The sequence below is a fragment of the uncultured Eubacterium sp. genome (assembly GCF_934525195.1).
Lineage (GTDB): Bacteria > Bacillota > Clostridia > Oscillospirales > Acutalibacteraceae > Eubacterium_R.
The window spans coordinates 127,202-148,350 of the sequence record NZ_CAKSZA010000003.1; the positions used below are offsets into that span (position 1 = coordinate 127,202).

Genomic DNA, 21,149 nt, shown 5'->3' on the forward strand with positions numbered 1-21,149 from the left:
TTCAAGGCATTTTTCTTTTCCGTTTTTTGCTCAGTCGAGGTATCTATATACATCTTCCTTCGCAAGAAAACGAAATTCAGCTCCATTTATGGTCTTATTATTTGTTATACCGATTTATAAATTTTATATTGCTATTTCGTAGGGGCGAACTGTGTTCGCCTCTTTGTTTTTGCTTTTACACCGTTACAATTAAAAAACGGACGGAATTTCCGTCCGCTTTTATTTACTTTTCAATCACACCGGAACAGGAACAACTGTCAGGCTTTTCAGGAGGGAAGAACTCATCCACAGGGAATTCCACACCCTGAAATGCACTGCACGGGTCTTGCGTTGAGCAGTTGCACTCTCTGTCAGGAATGCAAAAATCATATGCAGGAATGGTCATTTGCACATCTCTTTCCATTTGAATAATCGAGAAAAGTCCGAGCGTTACTAGCACGGCTCTGCTTGATGCAACAGGAATTCCGCCCTCGTTTGAGCCTTGCATAATGCTTTGTGGGAAGCAGGTGCAAAGCGGAATCGGGCAGTTGCAGGTTTCCACAACTTCGCTTGAAAGCACAACCGGGTCAACGGCTTGCACCTTTGCGGTTGGGTTTGTGTACTGCGGTGCTTCGGGGCAGTCCGTTCTTTCGTCACAAAGGTTGGATGTAAAGATTTTGACATCACCCTCCGAGCCGTAGAGTATGCACTTCTTTTCAAAATCGGTGTAGCCAACAGCCACCTGCGGTGTTGAGCACGGCGAGTTGTAGCAATCAAAGCAGAGCATAAAGTAAAAATGCACATTTGCGCTGTAAAATCCTCTGTTGAACGGCACTTCGTCAACATCAATGCTCACCGCTTTAATCACACAGCTGCGGCATTTTACGGTTGTTGCCTCGTCAATAAGTCGCTGGCTTGCACCAAAAAATGTAACTCTTAAATCTTCCAAGCAGTCCTTGCTGACGCACGAATCGTAAATTCGCTTTGTGTCAATGCAAACCGCCTCGCTTATCTGTCTGTTGCAATTTTTAATAATAGGATTGTCGGGCATAAAAATTCTCCTTCACAGTATTGTAAGATAAGGATGTTATCCTTTGCTTCACTTCATACTATGAGGGAGAATTGTTTTTGTTACTGCAAAAAATTATTTTACCGAAAATCTGAATTCGGTTGTGGTTTTGAATTCCTCATTTGCTTTTACAAAGCGTGATGGGAATACATCCGCAAAATGCACGGTGTCAGGGTAGAACTGTGTTTCAAGTGCCGCACCTCTGCGGTATGTTACTTTGCCGTTTGCCTTGCCCGGATTGCCCTGCTTTGCAAGCCATCCGCCGCAATAAAGCTGAATACCCGGCAAATCTGTGAAAACTTCAAGCACTCTGCCAGATTCTTTGTGCTCAAGCACAGCAGCTTCTTGAAGTGTAAAATCTTTTTTGTACAGGCAGAAATTGTTGTCGTATCCGATTCCGTCAATAACGGCTCTGAACGGCTTGTCGATATCTCTGCCGATTTGCTTGCTCTCTCTGAAATCCATCATTGTGCCCTCAACCTCGGCAAGCTCACCTGTCGGAAGCTGGTCGTCATCGGTTTCGGTGAAATAGTTTGCGTTGATTTTGAGGAAGTGAGTTTCAACGGTTTCGTCAGGATTGCCCGAAAGATTGAAATATGAGTGGTTGGTAGGGTTTGCAACGGTGTCCTTGTCCGAAAGAATGCTGTATTCAAGTCGGAGCGTGTTGTCCTCGGTGAATGTGTACTTCACTCTCATTGTGATGTTTCCGCCAAAGCCGTCCTCTCCGTCAGGTGAAAAACGCTTGAAAACAACACAGTTTTCGCCTGTTTCTTCAACATCCCACGGCGTAAAGCTGAAACGACCGCCACTGTGCAAGGTCCACTTTCCCTGATTCATAGGTGTTGTGTATTCCTTACCGTTGAATGTGAACTTTGCGCCTCTGATTCTGTTTGCCCATCTGCCGACAATTAAACCCTGATAGCCAAGGTCGGGATTTGTGTAATCTTGCGGATTGTCAAAACCGAGCACAACATCTGCAAGCACGCCGCTTTTGTCGGGCACATTGATTGATTGAATACCTGCACCGAGAGTTTGAAGCGTTACATATGCACCGCTTTTGTTTGTAATTTTGTAAAGGTCAATAGCTGTTCCGTCGGCAAGAGTGCCGAAAATGCTTTTTTCTACCATTTTTTATTCCTTTCTTAAATTTGATACACATATATTATAGAATAATTGTTAACAATTTTCAAGTAACTTGACAATTTCGGCAAAACTTAATAAAATTATTATGTATTAGCTTGTCTAAAATGCTTTTTTGGCATGCTGTAGGCTGTTGAGAAAGTCCCTGAACCACACCAAAAGATAACTACATTTGCCTTCACTTGAGACAATGGGAGGCATAATTCGGTTGAATATATCGGCGTGTTTCAGGAGTTTTATCGACAGTCTAAATGTATTATAAAGAGGGGTATTTTATGGACTACCTTATTATGATTTTGCGATATATTGCTCCCGTTGCCGCCGTGGCAATCCTTTCAACCTGTATTATATCGCTGTTCCGCAACCGCCCGAGAGTCCACAAACTTGCACGGCTCATCGACCAAAATGACGGCAGTATTGTGGAAATCACTCATTGGGAAACTTCAATCGGCAAGAGCAAGGCTAACGATATTGTTCTTCCGCTTCCGACCGTTGCCCGCTTCCACGCAGTTATTGCAAAAAAGCGAAACGATTGGGTTGTAACCGACACTTCCGCCCGTGCAATCGGCATTTTGGTGAACGGCGAAAAGGTGGACGGCAGTTGCGTAATTGAAAACAACGATATAATCACAATCGGCAATATTCCGCTTCGCTTTGAATGTGAGGAGGCTCTTTCTTCACGCAGTAAAAAGCAGATTAGAAGCGAGGCACAGCCAAAGAGCGACAGGGCAAAAACCGTTGCTTACGGCGTTCTTGTTGACATAAAAACAAAGAAGCCGATTTACCTCAAAAAACAGGATGTCCTCATCGGCAGGGGCGAGGACGCAGACATCAGAATTATGTCGCAGGCGGTCAGCTCACATCACGCCCGAATTTACAAAACATCGAGAGGTTGGGCACTTTCCGATTTGGACAGCCACAACGGAACAAAGCTCAACGGCAGATTTTTGACACAGTCACAGCTTATTTTTGATGAAGATATGATAACATTCGGCGACCGAGTGTTCATCTTCTATGAGAGGTAAGATTATGAAAGATAAAATTAAAAAGCCGGTCAGAATAAAGCCGGTCAATAACTTTGCGTTGCTGTTTGTGCTGTCACTTTTTCAGCTTGTAACAGGCTTTGCGGGCGCAAATTGCGGTGACGCTTTTGAGCCAAAAGTTATGATAGCGTTGGCACTTCTCATTGCAACGGAATGGGTGTATTTGATTTTCTTTTACACCGTTTTTCACAGACGAAATTTTGAACTCGAAATCATTGCGTTTTTCCTGTCGGGAGTGGGTCTTGTGACCATCGGCAGTAAAAATGCGGACGCCGCTTTGAAGCAGTATTTTATGATTTTGGCAGGAATTTTGATTTTCATATTTTTGATGTTCTTGCTCGGTTATGTTGATTTATGTATGAAACTGCGTTTGTATGTGGCAATCGGTGCGCTTTTGCTCTTGCTTGTCAATCTCGTTATTGCAAAAACAACGAATGGCGCACGAAATTGGATAACCATCGGCGGAATTACGCTCCAACCGTCGGAATTTGTCAAGGTTGCGTTCATTTTTGTCGGCTCGGCAACGCTCGAAAAAATCCAAACTTCAAAGAATATCATTGCATTCATCGGCTTTTCAATGGCAGTTGTCGGCTCACTCATCATCATCAAGGACTTCGGCACGGCGCTGATTTTCTTTGTCACTTTCCTCATCATTGCATTTATGAATTCCGGCGACATCAAAACCATTATTTTGGCAGTTGCTTCGGCTGTGATGGGCAGCACTATCGTGCTAAAATATCGTAGCAATATCAAGAATAGATTTGCGGTTTACCGCCATGTTATGGAGCCTGAATTCTACTATTCAACAGGCTATCAGCAGAGCCGTGTGCTTGTCGGCCTTGCAAGTGGCGGACTGCTCGGACTCGGCATCGGCAACGGCAATGTTCGCAATATCGGCGAGTCAACAAACGACCTTATTTTCGGCGTAATTTGCGAGGAATGGGGCTATCTTTTCGGTATCGCACTTGTGCTTTCTTTCGTGTGCATTGCGGTGTCGGCGCTGATGAATTCCATTGCTTCACGCTCAACATTTTATTCAATCGCTTCCATTGCAAGTGCGGGAATGTTGCTTTTCCAAACCGCACTTAACATTTTCGGCATAACCGATATTTTGCCGCTCACGGGTGTAACGCTTCCGTTCGTCAGCCAGGGCGGTTCAAGTATGATGTGCTGTTGGGCGGTGCTTGCGTTCATCAAGGCTTCGGATGTCCGTACCTACAATTATCTTGGAGGTGCAAAGAAGAAATGAAAATGATTACCAAACGAGGAATTTTCCTCTGGATTATGTCGCTTGCGTTCGTTGTCGGTCTTGTTTTTATGACCGTTTCACTTGTGCAAAACGGCGACACTTGGGTTATGAAACGCTTTAATCACCATGTTTACAGCAACGGCGAACTTATCGGCGCAGGCACGATTTATGATAAGGACGGCGACGTTCTTGCCGAAACGAAGGACGGCGACCGTGTTTATTCCGATTCTGCCACAACCCGAAAGTCAACGCTCCATGTTGTCGGCGACCCAAAGAACTTTATTTCAACAGGCGTTCAGTCTGTTTATTCCGCAAGGCTCACGGGATACAGCCTGCTTTTTGGCGTGCATAATATTCAAAAATACGGCAAGGGCAACGACCTCAAACTCACAATTGACCGTGATATTTGCGATGAAGCGTACAAGGCGCTTGACGGCAGAAAAGGAACTGTCGGAATCGTAAATTACAAAACGGGCGAGATTGTTTGCTCCGTTTCGTCACCGTCGTATGATGTTGAGGATGTTCCCGACAACCTCTTGACAAGCGAAAAATACGAGGGCGTTTACATCAACCGCCTTTTGGGTGCTCACTATGTTCCCGGCTCAACTTTCAAGCTTGTCACAGCAATCTGTGCAATAGAAAATATACCCGATATTTATTCGAGAGAATGGGTGTGCAACGGCGAATATCAGCCTAAAAGCGGTGTCGCAATCAAGTGCAACGCAAATCACGGCAAGCACATCAATTTTAAGGACGCACTTGCAAAGTCGTGCAACTCTGCATTTGCCCAAATTGCCATTGAACTCGGTCAGGAAAAACTTGCAACCACCGCAAAGGAACTCGGTATCGGCTCTGCCGTAACCGTCAGCGGAACGATTGATTCCTATGCAGGACATTTTGACACAACCGATAAAATCAAACTCGGTGTTGACGCTCTCGGTTGGACAGGCATCGGTCAGGGTAATACCCGAATTGCGCCGATAACTATGCTCAGAATTGTGTCGGCTGTTGCCAACGGCGGAAATGCCGTTTCGTTCAATATTGTTGATTCTCTTGCAAATCAGGCAGGCAAGGCGCTCGATTTCACTTTGCCGAGCAATCAGCTTTCCATGATGAATTCCGATGTTGCGGCAAAACTCAAGGAAATGATGCGCTATAATGTCACAAATCATTATGGCGAAAGCAGATATAAAGGGCTTAATCTCTGTGCAAAATCAGGCACGGCGCAGATTGACAGCAACGAAAATCACAACATTGCGTGGTTTGTCGGCTTTATGGACGACAGCGAGCATCCGTATGCCTTTGTTGTGGCTATCGAAAACGGAAATTCAGGCTCACAAACAGCAGGCCCTGTTGCAAAACGAGTCCTCACAAAGCTTGTCGAAACCGATTAAGGCTCCTCTTGTTGCAAGGGGAGCTGTCACGAAGTGACTGAGGGGTTAAACAACTTCAACACGAGGCGGTGGGGTTTAACCTATTCAATTTAATTCATAACAACCCTGATATTCGCATATAATCCTTTGGTGATAATATGCGAATGTTAACTTTTAAACTAAAACCCAAAACTGCGTTCGGTCTGATTCTTCTCCTGACGGGAGTAATCGTAATTCTTGTGACCTTTGTCGGCAATCATCCGGCAAAACCTGCTTCAAAATTGCAGACGGTTTCGTGCAAAACAGCCGAGGAACGAGTGAATTATATCAATTCTCTTGGCTACAAAACCGATTCTTGCGAGGAAAGCAAGGAGATAATCATTCCGCAAAAATTCAACGAAGTGTACAATAAATACAACGAAATTCAAAAACAGCAGAATCTCGATTTGACCGCCTACAAGGGCAAAACTGCTGTGATGTACACATATCATATTACAAATTACGGCGATAACGACAATGTTATTGCCAATCTGATTGTCCTTGACGGCGAGCTTATAGGCGCAGATTTGTGCGATACCTCGGCGGATGACGGATTTTTGGTAGCACTCAATGACAAGACTTGACAAAATTTTATCCACACAACTTAATATTTCACGCACCGATGCCAAAGCGCTGCTCAAAAAAGGCAGGGTTTCGGTCAACGGCACGGTCACAAAAACGGCAGACACCAAGTGTGCCGACAGCGACATTGTCACAGTTGACGGCGAGCAAATTGCGTACTCAAAATTTGTCTATATTATGATGAACAAACCGCAGGGCGTGATTTCCGCTTCCGACGGTAAGGGCGAAAAAACCGTGGTTGATTTGCTCCCCGATGATATGAAAAGGCGAGGTCTTTTTCCGGCAGGCAGACTTGACAAGGATACAACCGGCTTTGTTTTGCTCACGGATGACGGCGAGTTCGCTCATTCGATTTTGTCACCGTCAAAGCATATCGACAAAACCTATGTTGCTCACCTTGACAAGCCGATTACCGCAGAATTGGTCGAGGATTTCAGGGGTGGAATGACCCTCAACGGCGAAAAATTACTTGAAGCCGAGGTCACCCCGATTGACGGCGATTTGACCGTCTGCAAAGTTGTGCTTAGGCAGGGTCTGTACCATCAGGTCAAGCGGATGTTCAAAAAGCACGGCATAACCGTCACCGCACTTGACCGTGTAAAAATGGGCAATTTGTCGCTCGATTCCTCTCTCAAACCGGGCGAAAGTCGATATTTGACCGCCAAAGAGCTTGATTTGATTTGCGGTAAATAGTGGTTTTTTGCTGTCCAAAACACAATATATTGTGTTTTATGTAAACTGTTAGTCAAATAGCACAAAATTTATAAAAATATTTGGTAAAAAGGTTGCAAATTCGTCAAACCTCTTGTATAATATATACAACAGGTTTGATATTTTTTTGTGCAGTATTTGAATGTGTTGCACATTGGAGGAGTTTTTATGCCTAATAGATTATTCCAAACGATAATTAATCAAATGCGTGATGCAACAGACAGAACAATCGGCGTTGTTGACGATACCGGCTCTGTTATTTCGTGCAGTGAACTCGGTCTTATCGGCGAGTCACGCAAGGGCGTTGTTGCAGCAGGCGTTTTCAGCGGTGCGCATGTTTGTGTTGACACCTGCACATACAAGGCTTTCGGTGATGAAGTTCATCCTGAATATGCTTGTTTTGTTGACGGCACGGACGAAACCGCACGCCGTTATGTGTCAATCATTGCGGTTGCACTCGACCAAATCAAAAAGAATAATGATGAAAAGTTTGACCGTTCAAACTTCATCAAAAATGTAATTCTCGACAATATTCTTCCGGGCGATATCTACATCAAATCCCGTGAGCTTCGCTTCAACAACGATGCTACCAGGGTTGTGTTTATCATCCGAGTTGCGGAGCACACAGATGTTTCCGTGTTCGATGTTGTGCAAAATTTCTTCCCGGACAAAACAAAGGACTTCGTCATCAGCATCAGCGAAACCGATATTGCGCTTGTCAAGGAAGTTCGTCCAAATGTTGATTCAAAGGATTTGGAGAAGCTGGCGCAGTCCATTTGCGACACACTCTCAACCGAGTTCTATTGCCAGGCTGTTGTCGGCATCGGCACTTGCGTAACAGGCATCAAGGACCTTGCAAAATCTTTCAAGGAAGCACAGGTTGCACTTGAAGTTTCCAAGGTTTTCGATAATGAAAAAACTATCATTAACTATGATAATTTGGGTATCGCCCGTCTTATCTATCAGCTTCCTACCACACTTTGCGAGATGTTCCTCAAGGAAGTGTTTAAAAAGGGCAGTATCGAGTCGCTCGACCAGGAAACATTGTTCACCATTCAAAAGTTCTTTGACAATAACCTCAATGTTTCCGAAACTTCAAGAAAGCTCTTTGTCCACAGAAACACCCTTGTTTACCGTCTTGAAAAAATCAAGAAGCTCACAGGCCTCGATTTGAGAGAGTTTGACGACGCAATCGTGTTCAAAGTAGCACTCATGGTTAATAAATATCTTGACTCTACTCCAATAAAGTATTAATATATAATATATACCTATTATATAAACCCGTAGGGGCGAACTGTGTTCGCCTAATACTATGGAATTGTTGGTTTTATATATTTCGGCTATATCCGACTTTGTCGGTTTGGCATATAAATGTAATCGGCTTGATTGAGTCATTCCAAGGTATGTGTATTTTGTACATAGACAAAGCTAAGCAATTATTGTCCTTTAAATCTTTTTTAATAAAAAAATGATTTTTAGGAAAATTTTTGTTGACTTTTTTGTACGCTTATACTATACTTATGGTGTGATCTAATCAAGAACTTTGGATTGCAATCTGATTTGGGAGGTAATAATTTAAGAATTAACACACTAAAGACTGCAGAACGAGAACAATCTGCGAAACAAACAAAAACAAAAATTCAAGGAGGAGTTTTATAATGAAACTTGCAAAGAAAACATTATCAGTTGCACTTGCTGCTGTTATGGCTGCTTCTTCACTTGCTGGTACAGTTTCAGCTTTCGCTGCACCAAACTTCTATGTACCATCAGAAGCTAAGTATCAGAACGTAACAGTTGGTACAACAACAATTACACCAGACGTAAAGTTTGACACAAAGTATGCACAGAAGAAGGCTGACATCACTGATGCTAACAAGAACATGAACAATCAGATCGATCAGACTACTCTTAACAACTACTATGCATTCACACCTGCTAAGACCGGTGTTTACACAATCAGCGTAACTTCAACAGCTGTATTCAAGGGTATCGATAAGAGAACATATGATGCTGCTCCATCATACTTCAACGATGCAGAGAAGAAGGAAGCTGCTACAAAGTATGCAAGCAAAGTTGACGGTCTCTACAAGACTGGCACATGGGCTGAAGCTGACAAGCTTACAGCTGCTGATGCACTCGACTCTGTAACAATTTCTGATGTTAAGGGCAAGGATGCTTTCCTTACAACAACAACAGTAACAAGCAAGGACACATCAACATCAACTCCAGTTGTATTGTCATACAAGTATGACGCTGCAAAGAAGGCCATTGTAGTTGAGAAGGAAGTTAAGACAACAACAGTTGGCAAGCCTGTAGCTGTAAATGCTGCATATCTTGTTGCTGGTAAGACATATTACTTCCAGGCTACAGTTAAGAATTTCCTTGAGACTGAAGAAGTTAAGGATTCTAAGGGCGACGTTTATGTAAACGTTAAGAAGTCTGCTGCAGCTCCATCTGCAAAGCTTACAATCGCTATGGAACAAGGCGAAAAAGTTGATACAACATACACAACAACTACTCAGAAGGTTGAAGTACCTTTCGATTTCGTTGGCGGTAATTATGATGCAAAGACAGGCAAGTACTATGTAGAAAAGACTGTTTCTGTTCCTGCAAAGACAGTTACATATGCTGGTCTCGCAACAACATACACAGTTAAGGATACAGTTGACGGCGTTAAGGTTGAGAAGTTTGTAAACAACTCATCAATCAGAACACTTACTCTTGGTAAGTTCGTTAAGACTGTTGAAGGCTGCAACAAGTCTGTTCTTAAGAACGTAACAATCACAAACCCTGATTTCGTTGTTAACTTCGGTGACTTCAATGCAGAGGCTAAGCTTGTAGTTCCTGCAAACTCAGTTGCTCACTACACAGCAGTTAAGGCTGGTTATGATGTAACAACAGCTTGCACTCACAAGTGGGGTGTAACAAAGGCTGCTACAATCTTCGCTGCTGGCGAAAAGAAGTGCTCAGAGTGCGACAAGGTTGAAGCTATCGCTAAGCTTGCATTCGCTCCAACAGCTAAGGCTTCTAAGAAGAAGATCGTTGTTAAGGGCAACGCTGGTAAGGTAGCTAAGCTTGCAGTATGGGTTTACAATTCAAACGGTAAGCTCGTAAAGAAGCAAGTTAAGAAGAACGTTACAAAGAACACAGTTAAGGTTGCTAAGGCTGGTAAGTACACTGTAAAGGTTAAGGCTTACGGCACAAACGGCGCTAAGACTGCTTCTGTAAAGAAGACTGTAAAGGTAAAGTAAGTTTTTAGTGTATTTTAAAATTAAATTATTATAGTTCTCAAAGTGGCCCGGTACTCTGTTAAAGAGTACCGGGTTTTACTCTGTCCAAATAAGGAACACAGCCTCCCCTTGAAGCAAGGTGATTCCCCCGTTAATCGGGGGAAATGTCTGCAAGGCAGACAAAAGGGGGCGTCTACGCAGTAAAGGTGGCAACACAAGGTGTTGGCGGTGGGGTTAAATATAAAAAACCCACGGAAGAATCTTCGTTCTTCCGTGGGTTGTATTTATTTGTTCAATTAGTCAGAAAATACTTCCTTGAAAATGTCAACATTTGCCATTCTCATAATTGAGCTGAAGAGCTTTGAGCCGTAAACAGGCATAAGGCGGTTGAAAACGCTCATTGCGTGTGCGTCAAAACCGTGAACCTGCATAGGTGTCTTGTGCTCAATGCCGAACATAATCATTTTAACCATCTTGTCGCAGTCGGTTGAAATCATATCCATAACCTTTGCGCCGTTGCTCATATCAGCATCGCCCTGACCGGAGAAAATGTCTGTCTTTGTGAAGCCCGGGCAAACAAGACCAACATACATCTTGCCTTGGAACTCAACACGAAGTGCTTCTGTGAAGCCCTTGAGTGCAGCCTTTGAAGCAGAATACATTGATGTGCCTGCAAGTGTCATAAGAGCGGCAGATGAGTCAATGTTGATGATAGCCGGTGTGCTTGACTGAAGAAGCATCGGCAACATTGTCTTAACCGAATATACGCAAGAGTAGAAGTTGATGTTCATTGCTCTTTCGATTTCTTCATAAGAATATCTGTCAAATCTCTTGAACTTTGGAAGAATACCTGCGTTGTTGATAAGAACATCAACCTTAACGCCCTTTTCCTGAAGCTCCTCTGCAAATTTTTCCCAATTTTCTTTTGAACTTACATCAAAAAGCTCATAAGAAAACTTCTTTGCATAAGTTTCGCCAAGCTCATCAACGAACTTAAGCATTTTCTTTTCGTTTCTTGCCACACCAATAACGGTACAGCCGTGTTTTTTAATAAGAGTTGCGGCAATGCCTGCACCCATACCGCCTGAAGCGCCGGTAACAACAACAGTCTTGCCTTGAAGCCAACATGTGCTCATATTTATTTCCTCCGTTAATATATTATCATACTCAATAATAATACACCATTTTTTGCTAAAAGTCAATTATATTATAAGATAGATTGTTGAGAAAGTTTCAGGAATTTTATCGGCAGTCTGACATTATAGGTACAATTTTATGTTCATCAACTTGATATATAATGTATTATAATGTATAATCATATCGTAGGGGCGAACTGTGTTCGCCTATCACGGGATGAACTGTGTTCGCCTACCGAACATATTTTGATATTAACCAAACGAAAGTGAGATATATTATGAATTTTAACGAACTGCCAAACGGTATGGTTGAGGGCTTTGTGCTCCTCAAAAAATGTGATGAAAAAAAGACAAAATCAGGCTCAATTTATCTTGATGTCATCATTTGCGACAAAGACGGAGAAATGAGCGGAAAATGGTGGGATTATCAGCCAAACGGCATTTTTTCATCAGATATGATTGTCAAAATTCGTGGCAATCTCGAACAATACAACGGCAGGGATCAGTTCAGAATTTCACAGATGCGACCTGCTTCTTCAAATGATAATTACAGCCTTGCCGACCTTGTGCCAAGCGCAGAAGTCGGCGGTGCACAGCTTTTTGATATGCTCCACAAAAGGGTTGAGGCTTTTGCAGACAAGGACTTGAAAGCAATCGTGCTTGCAATTATTGACGACAAAAAGGACAAACTCGTGACCTATCCTGCCGCACTTCGACTTCACCACGCAATCGTCGGCGGTCTTATGTACCACACAATGAGCATCGTGCGTATGGCAGAGGAAATCTGCAAAATTTATCCAAACATCAACAAGGATTTGCTTCTTTCGGGCGCAATTCTTCACGATGTCGCAAAAACTTGGGAGCTTGAAACCGCACAATCGGGACTTGCAAGCGGTTACAGCACCGAGGGTGAACTTATCGGACACCTTGTAAAAGGTGCAATGTATGTTGAGGAAACCGCTAAAAAACTCGGCATTTCAGGCGAAAAGGTGACTTTGCTTGAGCATATGATTTTGTCGCACCACGGCGTGCCTGAATACGGTGCAGCAGTTCGCCCGATGTTCCTTGAGGCGGAAATCTTGTCAACTCTTGACTCGCTTGACGCAACGATTTATGAGATTAACAACGCAATTGACGGCGTTGAAAAAGGCGGTTTTTCGGACAGACAGTGGGCGCTCGACAACAGAAAATTGTATAATCACCATCTCGGCGACCCAAGCCACAAGGTAAATTTCTGATTAAAGGAGAAAATTATGGGAATGACTAATGCAGTTGAGCAGGACAGCTGGACGGAAATCGCTGTTACTGTTGACACAAAAGACATCGAATCCGCAGGCGACATTGCAAATATGGTTGTGCCGTACGGAATTTATATTGAGGACTATTCCGCTCTTGAAGAGGAAACAATGGAGATTGCCCACATTGATTTGATTGAAGAATCCTTGCTTGAAAAGGACAGAACAAAGGGCATAATTCATATTTATATCAATCCTGATGAAAATCCGCTTGAGTCCACATCGTTTATCAGCGAGCGACTTGATGCACTCGGAATTAAGTACGAAATCACAATTTCCGACTGTAAAGTTGAGGACTGGCAGAACAACTGGAAGCAGTATTTTCACCCTATGCTGATAGGTAAGAAGTTACTTATCCGCCCTGTTTGGGAAGAAAAATATGATGCGGGCGACCGCAAGGTGCTCGATATTGAGCCGGGTCTTGCTTTCGGTTCGGGCTCTCACCCGACAACACAACTTTGCCTCGAAACGCTCGAAAAATATGTTGACGAAAACAGCACCGTGCTTGACATCGGTTGCGGTTCGGGTATTCTTTCTATCGCAACGCTTCTTCTCGGCGCAAAGACCGCATTCGGCGTTGACATTGACGAACTCGCTGTCAAAACTGCCAAGGAGAACGCACTCCAAAACGGCTTTGGTGAGGACAGATTCACCGCAGTTCAGGGCGATTTGTCCGATAAGGTGAGCGGCAAGTTCAATGTTGTTGTTGCAAATATCGTTGCCGACATTGTTATGCAGTTTAACACACAGGTTGGCGAATTTCTCACAGATGACGGCGTTTACATCACGGGCGGAATTATCGAAAGCCGAGAGGACGAAGTGCTTTATTCCTTTGCGCAAAACGGCTTTGAGGTTATGGAACGCCTCGAAAACAACGGCTGGCTCGTTTTCGCCCTCAAAAAAGCATAATAATTGTTAATTTTGCACTTTGTTAAAATCAAAAGTGCAATTTTGCACAACAAAAAGGTTCCCACATTGGGCGCACTACATAAAGAATAAATGCTCAAAAATCAAATAAACAGCGAAATACTGCGTTAAATTTACAGTGAAGGCGGTAAGCTTGCCCTGTAAATTATGCCTTGTCCTTCATCTGTTTCTTTGGCTTTTTGAGTGCAAGGCAGTTTAAGCAAACTGATTTTGTTCAGTGTGCATTAACAAAATCCCGTTAATACGCAAGTATTGACGGGATTTTTTAATAGTGCAGTGGGCAAAACTCAGAAAGCTTAAACCAATTACTTCCTTATGCAGTGTGCCCAATGTGAGAACCTTTTTGTTAATTAATCTTGATAATCTGTATACGAATTCGGGCTGTCGGAATATTCAAAAATAATATATTCCGTGCCGTTTTCCGTTTGACTTGTTATTTGTGCTATATTGTTTTCACTTGTATAAGTGTAGGTGTCGGTTGTCAATTCAAATTTTTCGGTATCTGTGTTATATGAATTTGTAACTACCGAAGCGACATTGCCGTCTTCATCATACGAATATGTAGTTTCACATCGCATTTCTTCGGTTGAATTGTCGTCAACTAGGTATTTTGTTTCATTTATAATTCGATTTTGCTCGTCATATTCGTACACAAATTTTAAAGTGACATTATTGTTAAATTTGTAATCATTGCAAAATTCCGTTACAACGGATATATTACCGTTTTCGTCTTTTTCATAGGTGAATGAATATGAATCATATGCATCTAACAAATCGCCCGTTTTGTTTGACAACTGTCCGTCACTGTCATAGGTGAAATAACTTTCTGTGTTTGTATCATCGGAATATTTGCTTAATTTACCGTCGTCGTCATAAGTGTATCCGTAATACTCATCATCGTATTCTGTACCGGTTTTTCCAATATCATATGAATGATAAGCTTCTAATTTATCATTATGATTTATTCCACGAATAAAAAAGTATTTATAACTTAGCCTTGCCTCTTCACCGATTTCATCTCGGTAGGATAGTTGAACCTGTATTGATTTGTTTTTTGAATCACCATCTAAGAATGAATATGTGTATTTTTTGTGGTAATTGTTTTCGTAATCATTAGATATTTCGTTCGGGTCGACTTTCAAATAATAAATATTGCTTAAATATTCTTTTCCGTTTGTTTGTGCATAATTATAATATTTTTTAGTGTTTGTCGGTATTGTTTTTTGCAAAACATTTTTTACTGTATATTGCTTATTTGTGCCTTTTTCGGTTGGCTCAATAACAGAACTGTTTGATGAGCCGTAATTATTTGCGGAATGTGAGAAACAACCTGTAAACATTGTTATTATACAAGCAATGGATATTATTATTGATATTGATTTTTTCATATGTTCTCCTCCTAAAAAAGGCTCTCAAATTTATTACATTTTGAGAGCCTGCGTTGTTTTTATTTTGCTTTTACGCTTTTAACATTTGACCATGCACCGTAGATCTTTGAGCCGTTTGCGGTTTTGTACGCTCTGACTCTTACATAGTACTTTTTGCCCTTGGTAAAGTTTTTGCCTGTGCATGATGTTGCGTTTCCGACAGCTTTGCCTGCAACATATTTTTTGCACTTGCTGTCTTTGTACCAGCAAACCTGATAGCCACTCGCCTTTGAAGCCTTGCTCCAGCTTGCGCTGATTTTGTGGCCTTTTTTAGTGGCTTTTACTGATTTTAATGACGGCTTACCCGGTTTGCTTACAGCAGGTGCCTTTTTAGGAGAGTTTATTGAAAATCTGTAAAAAGCTCCATCGTACTTATTGTTATCATAAACTTTCAAGCAATATGTTCCGCTGCTTAATGACACACTCATTGAATCTTGTGCATATCCGGTTGAATCATTTACAGAAAAACATGAACGAGTAATATTTTCGCCCGTCATTGTATATATTCCCATACCAAAATAACCATCTGATTTTACATTGATTTTATATGTCCCCGATGATACTGTAAAACGGTAAAAATCTTGAGGATCAAAGCGACCGATTGCCCCTTTGTACGATGTATTCAAAGAAATATCATTTGCATTTCCGATAATGTCATCGTCAGTTGACAGACTTTCATAAAAGCTTTCGTTTGCAGATTCGAAAGAAGTTGAGATTGAGTAATTTTGATTATCGCTACCATCTACTTTAAAATAATATGTTCCTCCCACAAGCATAATTGTATATTCATCATAGCTTTTTCCTAAATTATCGTTAAAATTAACATTATTATAGTCAAAACGATATGATAAGTCATTTTCGGAATAAATATCATAGTGATACGATTTTGAACCCGAAGCGGTAATTGACAATCTGCCTGACTCAAATAATGTGAATTTGATGAAATCACCGTTGCTGTTTTCTGCAAATGTTCCGCCGATTGTTGAACCTATGGTGTAATCCCTTGCCTTTGCGACGGTGTCATACGCACCTGCGGCATAAGCCGTAATGCCTACGCTTGCAGTAACGCTCAGCGCCATAATCATTGACAAAACCAAACTTAAAAATTTTTTCATAATTTTTTCTCCTTTAATTTTACTTATTAAAATTATATTATCATATTTTCGTGTAAATTACAAGTATAAAATTAAGTGCAAAAATAGCATATATAAAACACCCATAAAGTAATATATACTATTACCGTGAGGTGATATTGTGTTTAAAGTAAAAAAAGAAGAATTTACAAACAAAACATTTCGTATGCCCAATGATTTGATAGAACAACTCCAAAGTGTTGCACAGGAGCAGAGCGTGTCACTCAATCAGCTTGTTATACAGTGCTGTCAATATGCACTTGATAATTTGGAAAAGTAAGAATTTTGCAGCAATGCAAAGTTCTTTTTTGTTTTGGACTATTATCCCCTTGCATTAATTTGGGATATACTATATAATAATTGTGTATTTAAAATTTTTAGATTGCGAGAAAGATATGGAAAAGATTTTAGTTTTGGACTTCGGCGGTCAGTACAATCAGCTTATTGCCCGTCGTGTGCGTGACCATCATGTTTATGCCGAAATTTTGCCTTATACCACCCCGCTTGACACTATCAAAGCAAACGGTTACAAGGGCATTATTTTTACAGGCGGACCTAATTCGGTTTTTGATATGTCGTCACCGCATTATACAAAGGATATTTTGGAACTCGGCGTGCCTATTCTCGGCATTTGCTACGGCTGTCAGCTTATCGCTTGGATGGGCGACGGCGAGGTTAAAACCGCTCCTGTGTCCGAATACGGCAAGATTGAACTTAATGCCAAGGACTCCGTGCTTTTCAAGGGCGTGCCTGAAAAGTCGGTAGTTTGGATGAGTCACACAGACTATATTGCAACTCCGCCGCAGGGATTTGAAATTATCGGCTACACCGATGACTGTCCGTGTGCCGCAATGGAGAACAAGGCAAAGAATATTTACGCTGTTCAGTTCCACCCTGAGGTTACTCATTCCGAGTACGGCAAGCAGGTGCTTTACAACTTCCTTTACGAAGTTTGCAAGTGCTCGGGCGACTGGGTTATGGATAATTTTATTGACAATACTGTTAAAGAACTTCGTGAAAAAATCGGCGATAAGCATGTAATTTTGGGCTTGTCGGGCGGTGTAGACAGTTCCGTTGCAGCAGGCTTGCTTTCTCGTGCAGTCGGCAAGCAACTCACCTGCGTTTTTGTTGACCAAGGCCTTATGCGTAAGGACGAGGGCGACTTTGTAGAAAAGACTTTTACAGAGCTTTTTGATATGAATTTTGTTCGTGTAAATTGCGGCGACCACTTTATGGAATGTTTAAAGGGCGTTACAGACCCCGAGCAAAAGCGAAAGATTATCGGCACGGAATTTTACAAGGTATTCTGGGACGAAGTCAGAGCAAGAGCCGCAGAGGGATTCTTTGCACAGGGTACAATTTATCCTGACAGAATTGAGTCCGGCAAGGGCAAAAGTGACGGCAAGGCACAGACTGCCGTTATCAAAACTCATCATAATATGGTTGAAAAGCCAAAGGATATTTTGTTTATTGACACAATCGAGCCGCTCGGCGACCTTTTCAAGGACGAAGTAAGAGCAGTAGGTGAAAAACTCGGAATTCCTCACGAGCTTGTATGGCGTCAGCCGTTCCCGGGTCCGGGTCTCGGCGTCAGAATTATCGGCGAAGTTACTGCCGAAAAAGTAAGAATTTTGCAGGATGCCGATTGGGTACTCCGTGACGAAATGAGCAAAAACGGTTACGAGAGCAACCTTGCGCAGTTCTTCTGCGTTCTTCCGGGCGTCAACTCCGTAGGCGTTATGGGCGACCACAGAACATATGACAATGTGGTTGTCATCAGAGCCGTTACAACCGATGACTTTATGACTGCCGACTGGGCAAGAATTCCGTATGATATTCTCGCCAAAGTCAGCAACCGCATCACAAACGAGTGTGCGCATATCAATCGAGTGGTTTATGATATAACCTCCAAACCACCCGGAACAGTTGAGTGGGAGTAACTCCGCTGACTCGATTAACGCCCTATTTACAAGGCGTTCGGGAGTTTTGCAATCCAAAATGGCAACATTTTGGCAACAATAAAATATTCACATAAAACTAAGAGCTATCAGACATCAAGTCCGATAGTTCTTTTTGTGTTGGTAATATTCTATTTTATATTTGGTATATCATTAAATTGGGAATCGACAAGTGCAAAACAAATCATTCTATGTTTATATGTTCTTTTAATCATAAATCCCATTTAAAACAACTCATCAAGCAAAATATAATACTTATATTTCTGTTCATCAAAATTCATACCCAGTTCGTCTAAAAGCATTTGAGGATTGAAATCAAAAATCTTATCTCCGCCGGTATATTTGCCGTCAAAATTGTGCTTTAGGCTTCTTATTGCGATGGCGACATCCTGCCATCGGTCAGCCGGTCCCATTTTGCCGATGTCTATGAATCCGCTTATTTCATTTTCTTTTACGAATATGTTAGGCAAGCAATAATCACCGTGAGTAAGAACAATATCCTCTTCCGGTTGATTACTTCTCAACCAATTAAGAAGCTCCTTTGGATTGGCGAAGCCATTTTTCCCAAAGGTTTCAGGCTCCGCACTGCTTAAATCAACCAAATTATTATACACATTATATTCTGCGATTTTCAATCGTTCATTAAGTCGGCTCGTTTGATACGGGCAATCTTTTACATCAAACTTCCATAGTTGCTTTAAGCCCTGTGCAGCAAGATTTATCAGTTTTTTCGGTTGTTCAAGGTACTCGGCAGAGCAGAGCATTTCCCCTTTGATTTTAGTCATAAGCGTATATGAAATACCGTTCACAATACAATATTCAATTATTGTGGGAATCGGGATTTTATTGCTGACCCACCTCGCAATTTCAGCCTCGTTGCCTGTTTCTATGCTTTGCGGTTGAATTTTTAAGACAAATTCATCATAAATACGCACTTGCGAGTCCGACATTCCGACATTATCCACCGAATATTCCTTTGTGCCGATAATCGACTGAATTATTTCTGGAATACAAACCTGCTCCATTTATCCTCTCCTCTTTTGGTATCATCTGCTATCAGACTTCTATATGCTTACCTATACAATCATTTCAATAGTATGTTCAAAATAATATGAACGATGTTTTTTGTCAATGATTTACTGATTTTCTGCACGCACTTTTTATTGTTTGCGTGATTTTATTGTAACACAAGGCAATGAAAATTTACAACTATTTTTACACGAATATAAATGTTATGCGTGTAAAAAATAAAAAGCGGGTGCAAGATTTCCGACTTTGTATCTAAATGACACTAAAAATATTTTTCGACAAAATCTTTGTAAAAGTTGAATTTTTGGGAAAGGGTCTTTCAATTGTTAACAAAATGATAAAAAATGCGACAATTTTCTTGGGAAGCATTGACAAAAATTGGATTATATGATATCCTTTTTAAAGATATAATTTTAGGAAATTTACACAGAAAGCGGGGCGTTGCTTTGTACGGGTTGCACAAAAGAATGCACGCTTTTTCTTTTTTTACGGCATTTTTGATTTTGATTTCTTGCGCCGTCGGCACTGATGTTTATGCCTATAATTCGACTCGTTTGGACGACTCTTCGTGGGTTGATAATGAGTCGGCTGTGACGAAAATTCTTAATTATGACAATGGCGAAAGCGGAACGATGGATTGTGCGGTGTCTTATCTTGTTGATGAGGCAAACAGCGCAGTCTATTTTCAAATTCTGACAAGTAATTTTGAAGTTTCAAAAAACAGCGATATTCGTATTTATTTTGATGTGGCTTCCGACGGTCAACATCATTTATTTTATTTTGATAAAGACGGAATTCATTGCGACAGCAAAGACGAAAAATTGTTTTCGGGCGGAAGCAATTTTCGCACGGCAAGCACCATCGGTGCAGGCACTTATCTTATTGCACTTGATGTAAAGACAAAAGCAAATACTAATGCCTTTCATTCGTATTTGTCGATTAACAACAAGAAATACGACTTGATCGAGGGCGTTGTTCTGAATAAACCGACAACAACGAAAAAGCCCGCTACAACAAAAACAAAGTCGATAGCCGTAAATTCAAACAAAAACAAACATAACACAGCCGAAAACACAACCGGTGTGGACATCAATGTTGACAAGCTTGATGACAAAAAATCATCTGCCGAAAAAGAAGCCGTCACCAAATTCAGAGGGCAAAACAAATATCACACAACGACAAAAATCGGCAAAAAACACAAGCAATCATCCGCAACTGTTTATCCAGATAAAGTCGAGAAAACAGAACTTAATGCAACTTCGCCTGTTTGGAACACATACAGCCGAAAGTCGGCTTTAAAAATCAATAAAAACAAGGTTATATTTATATCCGCAATAGTTGTCGGAACGGTCGGATTGGTCTTTATGGGATTTGCACTTGGTAAACTTTCGGTCAAATCGGAGGATGAATAATATTTATGATAAAGCAAGAGTTGCAAAAGGTTTGTGAGCAAATCATAAATATAATTTATGTAGATAAAAGTGTTTAAGATTGATTTACAGGGGGCGAGTGTGAATAATTAACAGAAGGCTTGAAGTGGTTAGGGGACTGAGTTTTGAGTGTTTGACGACTTCGTTCAAATGATGTGTTTTTGATATTTGTCCGCTAATCAAATACAAATATACCCCCATAATGTATGATGTGGTTCATATGTTAGGGGGCATTTTTATTCGGCGTTTTTACTGCGTTTATCAGTTGGGTTTGTTCAATTTGCACAGATGGTCGGAGATATGTTTGTGAGGAGAGAGCCTGTTTTGTTGTTTTTATGACATAGTTTTGCATATCGGTTGATTTTAGGTTTTGCTATGATATAATTTAATTGAAAAGAA

The 21,149-nt window shown here is 41.4% G+C and carries 18 protein-coding genes; 12 read left to right on the forward strand and 6 right to left on the reverse strand.

Translation table 11 applies throughout. From position 1 onward, the window contains the following. Positions 1-223: 223 nt before the first annotated feature. The gene (locus tag Q0E03_RS04190; RefSeq protein ID WP_297129744.1) at positions 224-1,030 is read right to left on the reverse strand and encodes a hypothetical protein; all 807 of its coding nucleotides are present in this window, start codon (positions 1,028-1,030) and stop codon (positions 224-226) included. Positions 1,031-1,123: 93 nt separating this feature from the next. After that, a complete protein-coding gene (locus Q0E03_RS04195; RefSeq protein WP_297129745.1) occupies positions 1,124-2,176 on the reverse strand; it encodes an aldose epimerase family protein in 1,053 nt (350 codons plus the stop codon). A gap of 287 nt (positions 2,177-2,463) precedes the next feature. Here Q0E03_RS04195 and Q0E03_RS04200 point away from each other — a divergent pair, with 287 nt between their 5' ends. From Q0E03_RS04200 to Q0E03_RS04230, 7 genes are all read left to right on the forward strand, one after another. Next, the gene (locus tag Q0E03_RS04200; RefSeq protein ID WP_297129746.1) at positions 2,464-3,213 is read left to right on the forward strand and encodes an FHA domain-containing protein; all 750 of its coding nucleotides are present in this window, start codon (positions 2,464-2,466) and stop codon (positions 3,211-3,213) included. A 4-nt stretch (positions 3,214-3,217) separates the two neighbouring features. Continuing rightward, a complete protein-coding gene (locus Q0E03_RS04205; protein ID WP_297129747.1) occupies positions 3,218-4,480 on the forward strand; it encodes an FtsW/RodA/SpoVE family cell cycle protein in 1,263 nt (420 codons plus the stop codon). Beyond that, entirely contained in the window at positions 4,477-5,874 is a 1,398-nt protein-coding gene (locus Q0E03_RS04210; protein WP_297129748.1) for a penicillin-binding transpeptidase domain-containing protein, read from the forward strand. Before Q0E03_RS04205 ends, Q0E03_RS04210 begins: the two co-directional genes overlap by 4 nt. Before the next feature lie 143 nt (positions 5,875-6,017). Further along, complete coding sequence (locus Q0E03_RS04215) at positions 6,018-6,476, forward strand: DUF4830 domain-containing protein (protein ID WP_288528213.1); 459 nt, start codon at positions 6,018-6,020, stop codon at positions 6,474-6,476. Further along, positions 6,463-7,167 (forward strand): pseudouridine synthase, encoded by a 705-nt coding sequence (locus Q0E03_RS04220; protein ID WP_297129749.1) that lies wholly within the window; start codon positions 6,463-6,465, stop codon positions 7,165-7,167. Before Q0E03_RS04215 ends, Q0E03_RS04220 begins: the two co-directional genes overlap by 14 nt. Before the next feature lie 186 nt (positions 7,168-7,353). Next, entirely contained in the window at positions 7,354-8,439 is a 1,086-nt protein-coding gene (locus tag Q0E03_RS04225) for a CdaR family transcriptional regulator (protein ID WP_078769007.1), read from the forward strand. A gap of 404 nt (positions 8,440-8,843) precedes the next feature. After that, positions 8,844-10,436 (forward strand): hypothetical protein, encoded by a 1,593-nt coding sequence (locus Q0E03_RS04230; protein ID WP_297129750.1) that lies wholly within the window; start codon positions 8,844-8,846, stop codon positions 10,434-10,436. Positions 10,437-10,711: 275 nt separating this feature from the next. Here Q0E03_RS04230 and Q0E03_RS04235 read toward each other — a convergent pair whose 3' ends face one another. Next, positions 10,712-11,551 carry an SDR family oxidoreductase gene (locus Q0E03_RS04235; RefSeq protein WP_297129751.1) on the reverse strand — a complete coding sequence of 280 codons (840 nt, stop codon included), beginning with the start codon at positions 11,549-11,551 and terminating at the stop codon, positions 10,712-10,714. A gap of 278 nt (positions 11,552-11,829) precedes the next feature. Between Q0E03_RS04235 and Q0E03_RS04240 the strand changes: the two genes are divergently transcribed. Beyond that, a complete protein-coding gene (locus Q0E03_RS04240) occupies positions 11,830-12,789 on the forward strand; it encodes a 3'-5' exoribonuclease YhaM family protein (RefSeq protein ID WP_297129752.1) in 960 nt (319 codons plus the stop codon). A 15-nt stretch (positions 12,790-12,804) separates the two neighbouring features. Then, positions 12,805-13,755 carry a 50S ribosomal protein L11 methyltransferase gene (gene prmA / locus Q0E03_RS04245; RefSeq protein ID WP_297129753.1) on the forward strand — a complete coding sequence of 317 codons (951 nt, stop codon included), beginning with the start codon at positions 12,805-12,807 and terminating at the stop codon, positions 13,753-13,755. Between the two features lie 368 nt (positions 13,756-14,123). Here prmA and Q0E03_RS04250 read toward each other — a convergent pair whose 3' ends face one another. Continuing rightward, complete coding sequence (locus tag Q0E03_RS04250) at positions 14,124-15,161, reverse strand: hypothetical protein (RefSeq protein WP_297129754.1); 1,038 nt, start codon at positions 15,159-15,161, stop codon at positions 14,124-14,126. 59 nt (positions 15,162-15,220) lie between these two features. Next, positions 15,221-16,315, reverse strand: coding sequence for a fibronectin type III domain-containing protein (locus tag Q0E03_RS04255; protein WP_297129755.1), 1,095 nt, complete (start codon positions 16,313-16,315; stop codon positions 15,221-15,223). Positions 16,316-16,454: 139 nt separating this feature from the next. On the opposite strand from Q0E03_RS04255, the gene Q0E03_RS04260 reads away from it, so the two are divergent. After that, positions 16,455-16,613: a toxin-antitoxin system HicB family antitoxin gene (locus tag Q0E03_RS04260; RefSeq protein ID WP_177663080.1), complete on the forward strand. Its 159-nt coding sequence runs from the start codon at positions 16,455-16,457 to the stop codon at positions 16,611-16,613. 115 nt (positions 16,614-16,728) lie between these two features. Then, positions 16,729-18,273: a glutamine-hydrolyzing GMP synthase gene (gene guaA / locus Q0E03_RS04265; protein ID WP_297129756.1), complete on the forward strand. Its 1,545-nt coding sequence runs from the start codon at positions 16,729-16,731 to the stop codon at positions 18,271-18,273. Positions 18,274-18,515: 242 nt separating this feature from the next. Here the strand turns inward: guaA and Q0E03_RS04270 are convergent, their stop codons facing one another. Beyond that, positions 18,516-19,316 (reverse strand): APH(3') family aminoglycoside O-phosphotransferase, encoded by an 801-nt coding sequence (locus Q0E03_RS04270; RefSeq protein WP_297129757.1) that lies wholly within the window; start codon positions 19,314-19,316, stop codon positions 18,516-18,518. A gap of 471 nt (positions 19,317-19,787) precedes the next feature. On the opposite strand from Q0E03_RS04270, the gene Q0E03_RS04275 reads away from it, so the two are divergent. Then, the gene (locus Q0E03_RS04275) at positions 19,788-20,732 is read left to right on the forward strand and encodes a hypothetical protein (RefSeq protein WP_297129758.1); all 945 of its coding nucleotides are present in this window, start codon (positions 19,788-19,790) and stop codon (positions 20,730-20,732) included. Positions 20,733-21,149 lie beyond the last annotated feature (417 nt).